The 15,372-nt window shown below is 62.1% G+C and carries 15 protein-coding genes; 9 read left to right on the forward strand and 6 right to left on the reverse strand.

Annotation, left to right across the window (positions count from 1 at the left end; translation table 11 throughout):
• The first annotated feature begins 45 nt into the window (after positions 1-45).
• The 4 genes from fabB to ACZ9EJ_RS18105 all read left to right on the forward strand — a co-directional run bounded on the left by fabB (position 46) and on the right by ACZ9EJ_RS18105 (position 2,747).
• The gene (gene fabB, locus ACZ9EJ_RS18090; protein ID WP_046641177.1) at positions 46-1,269 is read left to right on the forward strand and encodes a beta-ketoacyl-ACP synthase I; all 1,224 of its coding nucleotides are present in this window, start codon (positions 46-48) and stop codon (positions 1,267-1,269) included.
• A gap of 4 nt (positions 1,270-1,273) precedes the next feature.
• Positions 1,274-2,080, forward strand: coding sequence for an enoyl-ACP reductase FabI (gene fabI, locus ACZ9EJ_RS18095; protein ID WP_046641179.1), 807 nt, complete (start codon positions 1,274-1,276; stop codon positions 2,078-2,080).
• 79 nt (positions 2,081-2,159) lie between these two features.
• On the forward strand, positions 2,160-2,342 hold the full coding sequence (locus ACZ9EJ_RS18100; protein ID WP_046641180.1) for a type II toxin-antitoxin system HicA family toxin: 183 nt from the start codon (positions 2,160-2,162) through the stop codon (positions 2,340-2,342).
• Between the two features lie 9 nt (positions 2,343-2,351).
• Positions 2,352-2,747: a type II toxin-antitoxin system HicB family antitoxin gene (locus ACZ9EJ_RS18105; protein WP_046641181.1), complete on the forward strand. Its 396-nt coding sequence runs from the start codon at positions 2,352-2,354 to the stop codon at positions 2,745-2,747.
• Positions 2,748-2,754: 7 nt separating this feature from the next.
• Here ACZ9EJ_RS18105 and ACZ9EJ_RS18110 read toward each other — a convergent pair whose 3' ends face one another.
• The 6 genes from ACZ9EJ_RS18110 to ACZ9EJ_RS18135 all read right to left on the reverse strand — a co-directional run bounded on the left by ACZ9EJ_RS18110 (position 2,755) and on the right by ACZ9EJ_RS18135 (position 10,006).
• Complete coding sequence (locus tag ACZ9EJ_RS18110; protein ID WP_046641182.1) at positions 2,755-3,762, reverse strand: class I SAM-dependent methyltransferase; 1,008 nt, start codon at positions 3,760-3,762, stop codon at positions 2,755-2,757.
• A gap of 89 nt (positions 3,763-3,851) precedes the next feature.
• Positions 3,852-5,984 carry a polyribonucleotide nucleotidyltransferase gene (gene pnp, locus ACZ9EJ_RS18115; protein WP_046633550.1) on the reverse strand — a complete coding sequence of 711 codons (2,133 nt, stop codon included), beginning with the start codon at positions 5,982-5,984 and terminating at the stop codon, positions 3,852-3,854.
• Between the two features lie 334 nt (positions 5,985-6,318).
• Entirely contained in the window at positions 6,319-6,588 is a 270-nt protein-coding gene (gene rpsO / locus ACZ9EJ_RS18120) for a 30S ribosomal protein S15 (protein ID WP_007762572.1), read from the reverse strand.
• A 155-nt stretch (positions 6,589-6,743) separates the two neighbouring features.
• Complete coding sequence (truB, locus tag ACZ9EJ_RS18125; protein ID WP_046641183.1) at positions 6,744-7,673, reverse strand: tRNA pseudouridine(55) synthase TruB; 930 nt, start codon at positions 7,671-7,673, stop codon at positions 6,744-6,746.
• 12 nt (positions 7,674-7,685) lie between these two features.
• Positions 7,686-8,093, reverse strand: coding sequence for a 30S ribosome-binding factor RbfA (gene rbfA / locus ACZ9EJ_RS18130; RefSeq protein ID WP_046633547.1), 408 nt, complete (start codon positions 8,091-8,093; stop codon positions 7,686-7,688).
• A gap of 179 nt (positions 8,094-8,272) precedes the next feature.
• Positions 8,273-10,006, reverse strand: coding sequence for a hypothetical protein (locus ACZ9EJ_RS18135; RefSeq protein ID WP_052764639.1), 1,734 nt, complete (start codon positions 10,004-10,006; stop codon positions 8,273-8,275).
• 334 nt (positions 10,007-10,340) lie between these two features.
• Here ACZ9EJ_RS18135 and ACZ9EJ_RS18140 point away from each other — a divergent pair, with 334 nt between their 5' ends.
• The 5 genes from ACZ9EJ_RS18140 to ACZ9EJ_RS18160 are packed head-to-tail and all read left to right on the forward strand — an operon-like array spanning position 10,341 to position 15,284.
• On the forward strand, positions 10,341-10,670 hold the full coding sequence (locus ACZ9EJ_RS18140; RefSeq protein ID WP_052764640.1) for a hypothetical protein: 330 nt from the start codon (positions 10,341-10,343) through the stop codon (positions 10,668-10,670).
• Complete coding sequence (locus ACZ9EJ_RS18145; protein WP_037080177.1) at positions 10,667-11,035, forward strand: response regulator; 369 nt, start codon at positions 10,667-10,669, stop codon at positions 11,033-11,035. The genes ACZ9EJ_RS18140 and ACZ9EJ_RS18145 overlap by 4 nt, the downstream gene beginning before the upstream one ends.
• Positions 11,032-13,041 (forward strand): chemotaxis protein CheA, encoded by a 2,010-nt coding sequence (locus ACZ9EJ_RS18150; protein ID WP_046641184.1) that lies wholly within the window; start codon positions 11,032-11,034, stop codon positions 13,039-13,041. The genes ACZ9EJ_RS18145 and ACZ9EJ_RS18150 overlap by 4 nt, the downstream gene beginning before the upstream one ends.
• Entirely contained in the window at positions 13,038-13,553 is a 516-nt protein-coding gene (locus tag ACZ9EJ_RS18155; protein ID WP_046633542.1) for a chemotaxis protein CheW, read from the forward strand. The genes ACZ9EJ_RS18150 and ACZ9EJ_RS18155 overlap by 4 nt, the downstream gene beginning before the upstream one ends.
• A gap of 24 nt (positions 13,554-13,577) precedes the next feature.
• Entirely contained in the window at positions 13,578-15,284 is a 1,707-nt protein-coding gene (locus ACZ9EJ_RS18160) for a methyl-accepting chemotaxis protein (protein WP_046641185.1), read from the forward strand.
• The last annotated feature ends 88 nt before the right edge of the window (positions 15,285-15,372 follow it).

Genomic DNA, 15,372 nt, shown 5'->3' on the forward strand with positions numbered 1-15,372 from the left:
CCTGCTTCGCGGCCAAAGAAGAACAAGCAGAAAAGGTTTGATGAGATGAGACGGGTAGTTGTAACGGGTCTCGGTATCGTATCCTCGATCGGGAGCGACGCCGCCGAAGTCACAGAATCCTTGCGTCAGGCAAAGTCCGGCATTTCCTTCTCTCCCGATTTCGCCGAGCACGGCTTCAAGTGCCAGGTCTGGGGCAGGCCGACGCTCGATCCGACCGAGCTGGTGGATCGCCGCGCCATGCGCTTCCTCAGCCAGGGCGGCGCCTGGAACCATGTCGCCATGAAACAGGCGATCGCCGATTCTGGTCTCGAGGACAAGGATATCGGCGAGAACGAACGCACCGGCATCATCATGGGTTCGGGCGGCCCGTCCACCCGCACGCTGATCGAAGCCGCCGAGATCACCCTCAAGAACAACAGCCCGAAGCGCATCGGCCCGTTCGCCGTGCCGAAGGCGATGTCGTCCACGGCATCGGCGACGCTTGCCACCTGGTTCAAGATCCACGGCGTCAACTATTCGATCTCGTCCGCCTGCTCGACATCGGCGCATTGCATCGGCAACGCCGCCGAGATGATCCAGTGGGGCAAGCAGGACGTGATGTTCGCCGGCGGCCACGAGGACCTCGACTGGACCATGTCGAACCTGTTCGACGCGATGGGCGCGATGTCCACCAAGTACAACAACGATCCCGACAAGGCCTCGCGCGCCTATGACGTCGACCGAGACGGTTTCGTCATTGCCGGCGGTGCGGGCGTACTGGTTCTCGAAGAGCTCGAGCATGCCAAGGCCCGCGGCGCGAAGATCTATGCCGAAATCGTCGGCTACGGCGCGACGTCGGACGGTTACGACATGGTCGCCCCGTCGGGCGAGGGCGCGATGCGCTGCATGCGCCAGGCGCTGGCGACCGTAAAGGGCGATATCGACTACATCAACACCCACGGCACCTCGACGCCTGTCGGGGACTCGAAGGAGATCGGCGCGATCCGCCAGGTCTTCGGGGACAAGATCCCGCACATCCAGTCGACCAAGTCGCTGACCGGCCATTCGCTCGGCGGCGCCGGCGTGCAGGAGTCGATCTACGGCCTTCTGATGATGCAGGAACGCTTCATCGGCGAAAGCGCCCATATCGAAAACCTGGATCCGGAATTCGAGGGCGTTCCGATCGTGCGCAAGCGCATCGACGACGCCAAGATCGACACGGTCCTTTCCAATTCCTTCGGGTTCGGCGGCACCAACGCCACGCTCGTCTTCCAGCGCTTTAACGGGTAATTCCATGAACGGAATCATGCAGGGGAAACGCGGCCTGATCATGGGGGTCGCCAACAATCACTCTATTGCCTGGGGGATCTCGAAAGCCGTCGCCGCACAGGGTGCGGAACTCGCCTTCACCTACCAGGGCGAAGCACTTGGCAAGCGCGTCAAGCCGCTCGCAGCCGAACTCAATTCGGATTTCGTCGTGCCTTGCGATGTCGAGGATATCGCCTCGGTGGACGCAGCCTTCGCGGCGATCAAGGAGCGCTGGGGCAAGCTCGACTTTGTCGTGCACGCGATCGGCTTTTCCGACAAGAACGAGCTCAAGGGCCTCTACGCGGACACGACGCGCGACAATTTCAGCCGCACGATGGTGATTTCCTGTTTCTCCTTCACGGAGATCTCCAAGCGGGCTGCCGACCTGATGACGGATGGCGGCGCGATCCTGACGCTCACCTACGGCGGCTCGATGCGGGTGATCCCGAACTACAACGTCATGGGCGTCGCCAAGGCGGCGCTGGAAAGCTCGGTGCGCTATCTCGCCGCCGACTACGGCCCGCGCGACATCCGCGTCAACGCGATCTCGGCAGGCCCGGTGCGCACGCTTGCCGGCGCCGGCATTTCGGATGCCCGCGCGATCTATTCCTGGAACCAGAAGAACGCGCCCCTCCGCCGCACCGCGACCATCGAGGATATCGGCGGCTCGGCGCTTTATCTGCTCTCGGACCTCTCCAGCGGCGTAACCGGCGAAATCCACTACGTGGATGCCGGCTACAACATCACGTCGCTGCCGAGCCTCGACCGGCTGCGGAACGCGGATTCGGAATAAGCAAGATGCGCACAATGATGCGCATCCTGGATCCCTCCCCTCAGTTGCGCTACCTTCTTGCGATAGCAGGGGTGAGCCCGTGGAGCGGAACAGTCACAAGATCATCGCCAGATTGAAACGCGACGATTACGAACCCGTCTCCATTAAGGGCTCACAGCACAAGCTCCGCAAGGGTACGCAAACGATCATCGTTCCGCACCCGAAGAAAGATTTGCCTGCTGGGACCGCGCTCGCGATTGCCAAGCAGGCAGGATGGGTTTGAGGTAGATCGATGAAATACTTCATCGCGCTTGTGCACAAGGACAGTGACAGCGCCTTCGGCATCAGCTTTCCGGATTTGCCTTCGGTTTTCTCCGCTTCCGACGTGGACGACGATCTGACCGCGAATGCGATCGAAGCGCTCCGCCTCTGGGCGGAGGATGATCCCCTGCCGGTGCCCACCTCGTATGAAGAGCTGATGTCCCGCACCGAAATCCGTGCGGAGCTTGCCAACGGCGCGTTCCTCGCGCGAATTCCCTTCATTGAAGACGATACACGCGTCGTGCGCGCCAACGTGACTTTCGAGAAGGGCATGCTGGATGCGATCGATGCCGCCGCAAAGGAGCGCGGGCTGACGCGTTCAGCCTTCCTGGCCAGCGCAGCCCGCAAGGATATCGAAGCGGCTTAGGATCGGCTTACTTCTTCGCCCATAGAACCTTGAATCGAGCGTTGCGGCAAGTTTCGCCGCTTTCGCGGAAACCTTCGGCCAGCACCGGTTCGTAGGTCAGGCCGCGATTGGCGACCAGCATCAGGCGGCCGCCGTTCTTGAGCGCTGCGGCGGCAGTGCGGATCATCGTCTTGCCGAGTTCGGGATCGGTCGCCTGCGTCTCGTGGAACGGCGGGTTCATGATCACGAGGTCGTATTTTTCCTTCGGCGGCTCGGCGCCGAGATCCTGCCAGTAGAAACGGGCGTTGAGGTCCGGGCAGTTGCGCGCGACGTTACGCTTGGCAAATTCCAGCGCCTGGTAGTCGGCCTCGAAGAGATCGATACGGTTCACGCGCTTAGACTTCTCCGCCAGCATCACCGAGAGATAACCCCAGCCGGCGCCGAAATCGGCGGCGTTGCCGTCGAAATCCGTCGGCAGGCGGCCTGCAAGCAGTTCCGAGCCCGCATCCACGCGTTCATGGGAGAACATGCCGGGTGCCGCCTCGAACCGGGCATCGATCACTACGGTCGACTTCTTCAACGCCTTGATCGCCGCATCGGCATCGGCGGGCCTGGCGAACCATATCGCGACGCCGTGATATTTCGGCGTGTAGTCGAGTTCGATGCCAAGCTTCAGCAGAGTGTTGCGGAGCGGCTGGATGCCGTCTTCCTTACCGCCGGCCACAATAATCACGCCGCCCGTTCTGACGCGCTCCAAGGCCTCCGCTACGCGGTTCTCGTTCTCGCCGCGATGTTTGCCACAGAGCACCAGCCCCACGTCGTAGCCCTCGCCCTCGGCCTCGGGAAAGGCGCCTTCGCGAAGGCCACGGAAGAGCGGCCGGAAGGGCTGTACGGCGGTGATCTCGGCTGCGAACCCATCAGGCAAAGCATTGCCGGCCTCGGCGCCCAGGAAGAGCACACGCTCGCCTTCGCCCGGCATCGGTACTGCCTCGGTATCGAAGGGGTGGAACAGGGTCTTGAGGGCGTCTCGGCTCATGGCTCGTCTCGTCGGTTCGTCTCGTGACAGCAGATAAACAAAAGGCGCGGAAGAGCTTCCGCGCCTCGATGTCTCGGAAAAAGAGGGCCTTATTCGGCGGCTTCGCCTTCAGCCTTCTTGAGTTCCTGGCCGGTGGCCTGGTCAACGACCTTCATCGACAGGCGAACCTTGCCGCGCTCGTCGAAGCCCATCAGCTTGACCCAGACCTTGTCGCCTTCCTTGACGACGTCCTGGGTCTTGGCAACGCGCTCAGAAGCGAGCTGCGAGATGTGCACGAGGCCGTCGCGGGCGCCGAAGAAGTTCACGAAAGCGCCGAAGTCGGCGGTCTTGACGACCGTGCCTTCATAGATAGCGCCAACTTCCGGCTCGGCAACGATCGAGTGGATCCACTTGCGGGCCGCTTCGATTTCCTTGCCGGAAGACGAAGCGATCTTGACGGTGCCGTCGTCCTCGATGTTGATCTTGGCGCCGGTCTTTTCGACGATTTCGCGGATGACCTTGCCGCCCGAACCGATAACTTCGCGGATCTTGTCGACCGGGATGTTCATCACTTCGATGCGCGGTGCGAATTCGCCGAGCTGGCCGCGGCTCTCGGTAATGGCATTGGCCATTTCGCCGAGGATGTGCTTGCGGCCGCCCTGTGCCTGGCTGAGCGCGACCTTCATGATCTCTTCGGTGATGCCGGCGATCTTGATGTCCATCTGCAGCGAGGTGATGCCGTCGGCAGTACCCGCTACCTTGAAGTCCATGTCGCCGAGGTGGTCTTCGTCGCCGAGGATGTCGGAGAGAACGGCGAAGCGTTCACCTTCGAGGATGAGGCCCATGGCGATACCGGCAACGGGCTTTGCCAGCGGTACGCCGGCGTCCATCAGTGCGAGCGAGGTGCCGCAGACGGTCGCCATCGAGGACGAGCCGTTGGACTCGGTGATCTCGGAAACGACGCGCAGCGTGTAAGGGAACTGCTCGGCGGTCGGCAGCATCGGGCGGATGGCGCGCCATGCGAGCTTGCCGTGGCCGATTTCGCGGCGGCCCGGGGAGCCCATGCGGCCCGTTTCACCGACCGAGTAGGGCGGGAAGTTGTAGTGCAGCAGGAAGCGTTCCTTGTACATGCCCGTCAGGCTGTCCACGTACTGCTCGTCTTCGCCGGTACCGAGCGTGGCGACAACGATCGCCTGGGTCTCGCCGCGGGTGAAGAGGGCAGAACCGTGGGTGCGCGGCAGGATGCCGACTTCCGAGACGATCGGACGAACGGTCGACAGGTCGCGGCCGTCAATGCGGCTCTTGGTGTCGAGGATGTTCCAGCGAACGATCTTGGCCTGCAGGTGCTTGAAGACGGCACCGATGACTTCGGCGCTGTACTTCGGCTCGACGCCTTCCGGGAAGAAGTGTGCCTTGACCTTCGCCTTGACGGCGTCGACGGCTGCGTAGCGGTCAGCCTTCTGGGTGATCTTGTAGCCTTCGCGAAGCTCGGCTTCGAAATGCTTGAGCATTTCGGCTTCGAGTTCGGAATGGTCTTCCGGTTCGAACTCGCGGGGCTCCTTGGCGGCAACTTCGGCGAGCTTGATGATCGCGTCGATGACCGGCTGGAAGCCACGGTGACCGAACATGACGGCGCCGAGCATGATGTCTTCGTTGAGTTCCTTGGCTTCGGATTCAACCATCAGGACGGCATCGCCCGTACCGGCGACAATGAGGTCGAGGGTGGACTCGTCCATCTCGTCGAGATGCGGGTTCAGGACGTATTCGCCGTTGATGTAACCGACGCGGGCGCCGCCGACCGGGCCCATGAAGGGAACGCCGGAGAGCGTCAGCGCTGCAGACGCCGCGACCATCGACAAGACGTCCGGATCGTTTTCAAGGTCGTGCTGCACGACAGTCACGACGACCTGGGTGTCGTTCTTGTAGCCTTCCGGGAAGAGCGGGCGGATCGGACGGTCGATCAGGCGGGAAACCAGCGTTTCCTTTTCCGACGGGCGGCCTTCGCGCTTGAAATAGCCGCCCGGGATCTTGCCGGCGGCATAGGTCTTTTCCTGGTAGTTGACGGTGAGCGGGAAGAAATCCTGGCCAGGCTTCGGAGCCTTGGCGGAAACGACGGTCGCGAGAACGACGGTCTCACCGTAGGTGGCGAGTACCGCGCCGTCAGCCTGGCGGGCGATCTTGCCCGTTTCCAGCTTCAGCGGGCGGCCTGCCCATTCGATTTCGACGGAATGTGTATTGAACATGTCTTGTCCTTCAATGCGGGAGCACACGCATCGCCGATATCGGCGCAGCGCACAGTCGACCGCAATCAATGTGACACATCATGGGCAAGACAACGGGAGGCTTTACGTCGCCGGCATCCTCAAAAGGAGCCGTGGCTAAAGCCCCGAGGGCTTTGGCCGAAAGCATCCGGCAATCCTGCCCCATGACAGGTCAACGGTTTGTTTGGCAGATCCGGCCCATCCGGGTCCGCCGGGAGTCCACCACGCAAGTCTTGAGCGCGGCTCCAGCGTTTCATCGGGCCTATGCCCGAAAAGGCGTCCGGCGGGCACTGTTCCCAGGCCCGCCGGAAATTTGTTAGCGGCGAATACCCAGGCTGGTGATCAGCTTGGTGTAGCGGCCTTCGTCCTTCTTCTTGAGATAGTCAAGAAGCGAACGGCGGCTCGAAACCATCGTCAGCAGGCCACGACGGGAGTGGTTGTCCTTCTTGTGGCCCTTGAAGTGCTCTGTCAGGTTGTTGATGCGCTCGGTCAGGATCGCGACCTGGACTTCCGGAGAACCAGTGTCGCCTTCGACGGTTGCATATTCCTTGATCAGGGCAGTCTTACGCTCGGCAGTGATCGACATCGGATGATCCTTTCTTTTGAGAGGAAACAGGGACGCCAAAGGCCGGGATGTCGTCCAGCATTGGCCGTGAAAGCAAAATGAACGCCAGAGGCTGCCTTCTTGCTGGCGCTGCCTATAAACCATTCATGCCCGGATTGGAAGAGCGGATGTTTCGCTCAGCCGAACACCCGCTTCGGCCGGAATTCGCCCTGGCCGATCTCGCCGATGGCGACCAGCTTGCCGCGGACCGTCGCATAGGCCTCGGCCTCCGCAAGCGGTGCGTCGCGGCCGCGCAGGATGACCGGATTGCCCATTTTCAGCCTATGCGCCTGATCGTCTGTAACGGGCAGATGCGGCAGGCTGGACAGCGCCTCGGCGGTATCGATCAGGAACTCATCAAGCGCCGCCAGGCGTTCGTCGCGGTCCTCGATCTCTTCAAGCGCCACGAGATCGGCCAATGGCACCATCTTTTCCTCGGCGAACGGCGCGACAAAGGTGCGGCGCAGTTCGGAAATATGGCCATAACAGCCGAGATCGCGGCCGAAATCGCGGGCGAGCGCGCGCACATAGGTGCCCTTGCCGCATTCCACCTCGAAATGCGCCTTGTCGGCGGTCACGCCAAGCAGCGTCAGCCGGAAGATCTCCACTTCACGGGATGGGATATCGACCGTCTCGCCGTCGCGGGCAAGGTCATAGGCGCGTTCGCCGGCGATCTTGATCGCCGAGAACTGCGGCGGGATCTGGCTGATCGTGCCGGTATAGTTCGGCAGGAGATCGCGGATCGACTGTTCGTCGGGACGCGTATCCGATGCCGCCGTCACTTCGCCTTCGAGGTCGTCGGTCGAGCGCTCTTCGCCCCAACTGACGGCGAATTCATAGATCTTGCGGCCGTCCATGACGTAGGGCACGGTCTTCGTCGCATCGCCGAGCGCGATCGGCAGCATGCCGGAGGCAAGCGGATCGAGCGTGCCGGCGTGTCCGGCCTTCTGGGCGTTGAACAGCCACTTGATCTTGGAGACGGCCTCGGTCGAGCCGAAATCCACCGGCTTGTCGAGGATCAGCCAGCCGGAAACCGGGCGGCCCTTTGGTTTGCGGGGTTTGGACATGCGTTCTCTTGACTATTCTTTGTCTTCACTGTCGCCTTGGAGATCCCGCTGGACCTCCGGCGAGCGCAGCAGCTCATCGATCTTCTTGTAGTTGTCGAAGCTGGTATCGTCGCGGAAGCGGACTTCCGGCATGTATTTCATCTGCCGGAGCTGGCCGCCGATACGGCCGCGAATGTATTTGGCGTTGCGGTTCAGCGCCTCGATGACCGCCGCGTGATCCGGCACGCCAAGGGGCGTCACGTAGGCCGTGGCGACTTTCAGGTCCGTCGACATGCGGACTTCGGACACGGAGATCACGGTCTTCTCGATCAGGTCGTCGCGCACTTCGCCGCGCTGGAGGACCTGGGTTATGGCGGCGCGGACCTGTTCGCCAACGCGAAGCATGCGCTGGGAGGGCGCCGAGGATGTTGGCTTGCTCATTGTGTTTCTCTTCTAGAGCACTGGCGGGGTTCGTCCCGTATTCCAAGCGCTGCGTCAGCAAAGGCGGTCACATGACCCAGGCGCGCCCAAAGGTCAAGGCGCGGCCTTCGCTTTATCTTAACAGGACAGGCCGCCGGATGCAGCCCCCACCAAACCCGGCTCCTGCAGGCACAGGCCGATCAGAACAGGGCGTCGTCGATATCGTCGTCGGACATGGCGGTCGTGACGGCAACGGTTTCCACCGGCGGCTCGGTACCGAGCAGTGCCGCGTGCAGCTCGCGTTCGCTCACCATTGTGTAAAGGCGGGCAATGCGGCCACCGACATCGGCCAGCGCCTCTTCGAGACCCGGCGCTTCGAAGACGTCCTCATCGAGTTCCATCTCATTGGCGCAGGAGCGCAGCACCTCGCCGAGTTCGGCGTTGAAGTTCAGCCGGGCGAGCGAGATGTCCATCTCGCTGACTGCCGTCTTGCTCTGATCGCCGAGCGCCAGCATCTGGGCATCCATCCGGTCGCCGACGGCTCGGATGTTTTCGAGCGCGTTTTCCAGACGCTGGTCGAGGCTCTGTTCGCTCTCTTCGTCAGTGGCGCCGGTCAGCTTGTTGGCAGCGATTTCAAGTGTCTGGAGTTCGATCAGGATCTTTTCGGCAGTCTCGTCGAGCACCGCGGCGAAGTTGCGCAGTTCGGCGGTCACGACATTGATCGCCCTGCCTTCCTCACCGATCTTGCCGCAACGGAGGTTGGTGTTGAGCGCCATATAGTGAATGTCGGTGCGCACGACCTTGACGATGCCGATGCCGTTGAGAAGTTCGCGGACTGTATCGCTGGTCGACCGGCTGAGCTCACCGGCGTGGTGGGCAACCTCCTCGATTTCGCGCACGGCACCGCGAGCTACGGCCACGCCGCTCTCGAGCTGCCGGATCGCATTGTCGTTGTCGCCGCTGTCGGCATCGGTCATCGTCGCACGCAGCGCCTCGATCTGCGACAGATCGGACCGGAAGCTTGCGACGATGGCGACGATCTTTGCGGTATCGCGATCGAAGTCGGAGATGGATTGATTGAGCTGTAGCGATACGAGCTTACGAATGATCAGCGACAGGCTTTCGCGCTGGTCGCCAGTCAGCCTGGCGGCCGCGGGCGACTCCAGATACTCGGAAAGGATGCGCAGGCTCGACTGGCAATGTTCGATGCGCTGGCGGGTGATATCACCGACCTGCATGGCCGACAGCGTCGAGGCGAGCTTCGACTGGATGCCGCTTGCGACGGTACGCACCCTCGCGGCGCGCTCGACCAGCAGCTTGCGGTGCTTGCCGATCTCGGTGGCACCGTTGGAGAGGCCGACGACGATCTGCGGCACCGTTTGCTCGTAGCTCGCCAGGATCGCCTTTCCCTTGACCATCACAGGTCCAAGACCGTGGCCGAGGGTGCTCAGCTTGCCGGCCAGATCGTTGACCTGGCCCGAGCCCTCCTGAATTCTTGCAAGAATTTCCTCCGCGAAACCGGCGAAATCAGAGATGCCGGCACCGGTGATCTTGGCGGTCACGGCGAAAGTGCGCAGATAGCGCAGCGTTTCCTGCATCTCCTCGATCTGGGGCCGGAGCTTGCGCTCTGCGCAGGCTATTTCCTGGAAGCCGATCTGGCGCCCGGATTCGAGCCTGGTCAGGTGCGACAGGCGCTCGACCGTGCTCTTCAACTCGGCCATCGTGGCGTTTGCCGTTCCTTCATCCAGCGAACCGGTCAACTGGTCGAGAGAGCTGATCAGCTTGTTCAGCACGTCAAGGATCGACAGGAGCGCCGCCCCACCGTCAAGAAAGCGTTCCTCGATACGCGACCGCGCCGTTTCCATCCGGTCGACGAAGGCAAGAACGCCCGTCGAACTACTCGCGATGTCGAAAATGGATGCCCTGACAGCCACTTTGCCTCACCTTTCAGGTCCCGCGGGACCTCTGCCTGCTGAAGATAGCGACGATGACTCGTCTGTATTGTTCTGGAACGACCCGCACCGGCAGATTGCCGATACGGTTTGTCCCGTGCGAAAAGGACTGTGAGCGCGCAGGGGTTAATTCTCGCGGAATACTCAGCTTCATTTGCGACTTGTGGTTAATTTTTCCGTCTCCGCGATGGTGCAAAATACAACCTGCAAGTATTGTTTCGCGAAAAGTCGCCATAAGCGATTAACCCACCATTAACGATGCAAGTTCAAATTCGGCCAACTATTTCAGCTCTTTCGGAATTATCTTGAGGTAACAATGCCTGCTTCCGATGTTAAAGAAGATTGCCTTCGCCTGCCGCAGAACCTCACCGTTCGCGCGATCACCATCGTCCAGCAGGAAATGCTGCAATTTCTCGACAAGACCGCCTCCGCAACCATCGAACTCGACGATGACTGCCAGGTGGACATCAGCTTCATTCAGCTCCTGGAGGCGGCACGCATCTATGCCGATACCGCCGGGAAGCACATCGCGTTGGCCCGGCCCGCCAGCGGCTCGACGCTCGATGTTCTGAAGCGCAGCGGCTTCCTCGAAGGGATGTCCGTCGAAGATCTGAAATTCTGGCTTCATCAAGGGGGTATTCAATGAGCGCCAGCATCTTAACAGTGGACGATTCCGCCAGCATCCGGCTGACGACGCGCGTCGCCCTCAGCAACGCCGGATATCAGATCACCGAGGCCGTTGATGGCCTGGACGGCATCGCCAAACTCAAGGCCGGACAGTTCGACCTGATCGTCACCGATCTGAACATGCCGAACATGGACGGCCTGACGATGATCCGCGAACTGCGCAAGATGCCGGCCCATATGGGCGTTCCGGTCATCTTCCTGACGACGGAATCCGACAACGACATCAAGCAGGAAGCCAAGGCCGCCGGTGCCACCGGCTGGCTCACCAAACCATTCGACCCGGAAAGCCTGGTCAAGATCGTCCGAAAGGTACTCGGCAGATGAGCTTTCCCGATCCTATCGCGGTTTTCAGGACAGAAGCGGCCGAGCTTCTGGAACAGATCGAAGCAGGGCTTCTCGACCTGAACGTAAACCTCGGCGACAAGGATCAGGTGGACGCGGTCTTCCGCGGCCTCCACACGTTGAAGGGATCGGGAGCGATGTTCGGCTTCGATGCCCTCGCCGCTTTCACCCATCACTGCGAAACGGCCTTCGACCGCGTCCGCAAGGGCGAGGTTCCGGCAACCCAGGAACTGGTTACCGCAGTTCTGGAAGCCAAGGATCACATGCGAGCCCTGGTCGACACGCCGAATGGCGACCATGAGGCAACGGGCGAAGCGCTTCTTGCCAATCTGCGCGCCGCCGTCGATGGAGCCAACAGCCCGGGAGCAGCCAGCCCCACCAAGGCTGCGCCGGGCCGCAACCATTTCAAGATCCGCTTCAGCCTGCCGCAGAACGCGATGGCAAACGGCACCAATCCGCTGCCGCTTCTCGACGAACTGCGCGAGCTCGGCGAGTGCAAGATCGTGGCGGACCGGTCCGCCATCCCATCGCTCGAACTTCTCGCCCCGACCGATCTTTATATCTCCTGGGAAGTCGAGCTCCTGACCACCCAACCGCGTTCGGCGATCGACGACGTGTTCATCTTCGTCATGGACGAGATGCAGCTCGACGTCGTCACGGTGGAGCCTCCGCTCGCTGCCGGAACGCCGGGCAAGACCGAAACGGCGAGTACGGAAGCCGGGCCTGCCGCGGCAACCCAGGCCGCTGCCGCGGCACCGGTCGCCTCGCCTGCGCCGATTGCTCCGGCACCTGTCGATGCAAAGCAGAAAAAGACCGCCGAAAACGTCCGTGTGCCGGCCGAAAAGCTCGACGAGCTGATGGACCGGGTCGGCGAGCTCGTGATCGCCCAGTCGCGCCTCAGCCAGCTCGCAGGCGGCAGCGGCGATCTGCAGCTGAGGGCCGTCTCGGAAGACGTGGAACGCCTTTCCGGCGAACTGCGGGATACGATGATGGTGCTGCGCATGGTGCCGGTCACGCAACTCTTCGGCCGCTTCCGCCGGCTGGTACACGATCTGGCGCATGAAACCGGCAAGACGATCGAGCTGTTGACCGAGGGCGAAACCACGGAAGTCGACAAGAGCGTGATCGAACGCCTTGCCGATCCCCTCGTGCATCTCGTGCGCAATTCATGCGACCATGGTCTCGAGACGCCCGAGGAGCGACGCGCCGCCGGCAAGCCGGAGGCGGGCCACATCCTGCTTTCCGCCCGCCAGCAGGCCGGCGAAGTCATCATCACCATCAAGGACGACGGCCGCGGGATCAACAAGGAGCGGGTGCGGGCCAAGGCGGAATCCTCCGGTCTCATCGCACCCAATGCCAACCTCACCGACCAGGAACTCTATCAGCTGATCTTCCAGCCCGGCTTCTCGACGGCCCAGACGGTCACCAACCTTTCCGGCCGCGGCGTCGGCATGGACGTAGTCAAGCGGACGATCGACGCGTTGCGCGGCACGATCAACGTCACAAGCCACGTTGGCAAGGGCTCCGAGATTTCGCTGGCCATCCCGCTGACGCTCGCGATCATCGACGGACTGCTCGTACGGGTCGGCGACGGCCGCTATGTCATTCCGCTTTCGGCGGTAGAGGAATGCCTCGAACTTCCGATCGAAGAAGACATGCGCTCACGCGGCCGCAGCTTCATCTCGCTGCGCGACAGCCTGGTGCCGTTCCTCAGGCTTCGCGACCTCTTCCGCACCGGCACCAAGCCCGATCCCTTCCAGAAGGTAGTCGTCGTCTCGACGGGTTCCGAGCGGGTGGGCCTGGTCGTCGACCAGATCATCGGCGACCACCAGACGGTCATCAAGGGAATGTCGAAGCTGCACCATGACGTCGCCACCTTCTCGGGCGCGACCATCCTCGGCGACGGGGACGTGGCGCTGATCCTCGATGTCGGCCATCTCGTGGCCGAAGGACAACAACAGGAGGCGCATCTGCGCGCGGCCGGATGAACGAAGCAGTCAGAAAGATCTCCGAAAACCTATGGGGCGGCCGCGACGAGCTGGAAGTCCTGACATTCGACATCGCCGGCGAGATGTTCGCGCTGGAAGCGGTGAGCGTGCAGGAAATCCTCGATCTCCTGCCCGAGACCATGGTTCCCGGCGCAAAAGCCTTCGTCGGCAGCGTCATCAACTTCCGGGGCAAGGTCATTCCGCTCGCCGACATCCGGCTTGCATTCGGCATGGAAGCGACCAAGCCGACGATCGACAGCCGGATCATCGTGATCGCGATCAACATCGGCGGCGAACCGGTTCTTGCGGGTATCCGTACAGATAAAGTGCATGAGGTCACCACCCTGCTCCGCGCCGCCGGCGAACCGCCGCCGAGCGTGGGCATGCGCTGGCGGCCGGATTTTATCGATTGCCTCGTCAAGCGGGGGGCGGAGTTCATCATCCTCCCCAATCTCCAGGCGATCTTCTCTGCCCAACACGACCGTTCCGCGACCGGGGCTTCCCACGGTTGATCACCCTTTCGATGGATTCACAAAATGCACGCTTCAATCAAGCTTAAACTGGCTTCAGCATTCGGTTTCATCATCATCATGCTGCTGGCGACCGCCACCTACGGCATCTTCAGCCTCGGCAGCCTCAACGACACGCTCGAAAACGTGCTGCAGGGACCGGCTCTGCGTCTGAAACTGGCCCAGAACCTCAACAACGAGCAGCTCCAGCAGATCCGGCAGCAGAAGAACCTGCTTCTGGCTGCCAATCCTGGAGAGATGCAGGGATATATCGCAAAGGGCGATGAGGCCCGCCGCGTTTTTGACGAGACGCTCAAGACGGTTGAAGCGCACGCAACCGAACAGGGCAAGGTTCTTTGGGCGAAGCTTGCAGGTTTCACGGCCGAATTCCGCAAGCAGGACGACCGGATCCGCAACTCCATGCTCGGCGGTGACTCAGCCTCCGCGCTGCGCATTTCCAACAATGAGGCCCGCGCCGTCACCAACGAGATCGACGCGCTGCTTTCGGATGTGGTCAAACTCGAGGAGAGCCGCCTCAACGAGGCCGACAAACAAACCGATCTGGATTACGCCCAGACCCGCCTGATCATGATTTCGGTCGCGGGCTTCGCCTTCCTGGTCGCCGTGCTGGCCGCCCTCTGGATCGCCCTTTCGATCAACAGGGGTCTGCGCAATGCGGTAACGGCAGTACAGAACGTCGCCGACGGTGACCTGACCAAGTTTGCCTCGATCACCAGCAAGGACGAGATCGGCGAACTGCTTGGCTACGTCAACACCATGATCGAGCGCCTGCGCGGCGTCGTCGGCGATGCGCTCGCCGCATCCGACAACGTCTCGTCCGGCAGCCAGGAGCTTTCGGCAAGCTCGGAACAGCTGTCCCAGGGCGCGACCGAACAGGCCTCGTCGGCCGAAGAGGCCTCCGCCTCGATGGAACAGATGGCGGCCAACATCAAGCAGAACGCCGACAACGCCGCCCAGACCGAAAAGATCGCCCGCCAGTCGTCCCGCGACGCCGAAGCATCCGGCCAGGCTGTCGGCCGTGCCGTCGGCGCGATGCGCACGATCGCCGAGAAGATCTCGATCGTCCAGGAAATCGCCCGCCAGACCGACCTTCTCGCCCTGAACGCCGCGGTGGAAGCCGCCCGTGCCGGCGAACATGGCAAGGGCTTTGCGGTCGTCGCCTCGGAAGTCCGCAAGCTTGCCGAACGGTCCCAGGCCGCCGCTGCCGAGATCAGCGCGCTTTCCGGCGATACGGTGCAGGTCGCCACGGAAGCCGGCGAAATGCTCAACAAGCTGGTGCCGGACATCCAGAAGACCGCGGAACTCGTGTCGGAAATCTCCGCCGCCTGCCGCGAGCAGGATATCGGCGCCAGCCAGATCAACGAAGCGATCCAGCAGCTCGACAAGGTGACCCAGCAGAATGCCGGCGCCTCCGAAGAGATGTCGGCGACCTCCGAAGAACTTGCCTCGCAGGCCGAAGAACTGCAGGCCTCGATCGCCTTCTTCCGGGTCGATCAGGCCGGCGGCAAAAAGCAGGTCAAGCGGGCTCCGTCTACCGTTGCGGCCCACAAGCCCACTGGCAAGCCGGCCCCGATGCGCCGCGCTGCGGGCCAGCCGTCTCACAAGGCCGATCATTCGGTGCTCAGCCAGCAAGCCCGCGCCAAGGGTTTTGCCCTCGACATGTCGATGGGCGGACCGGATGCCGACGACGCGGACTTCCGCGAAAGCGCCTGAAGAAATTGAACGATCCCGGATCGACAGAGATCCGGGATCGCCTCCCGCATGTAAGCGGGAGAATGTCCGGACAGCCGGACCGTCGCAG

It is taken from the genome of Neorhizobium sp. USDA 3394 (assembly GCF_056280385.1).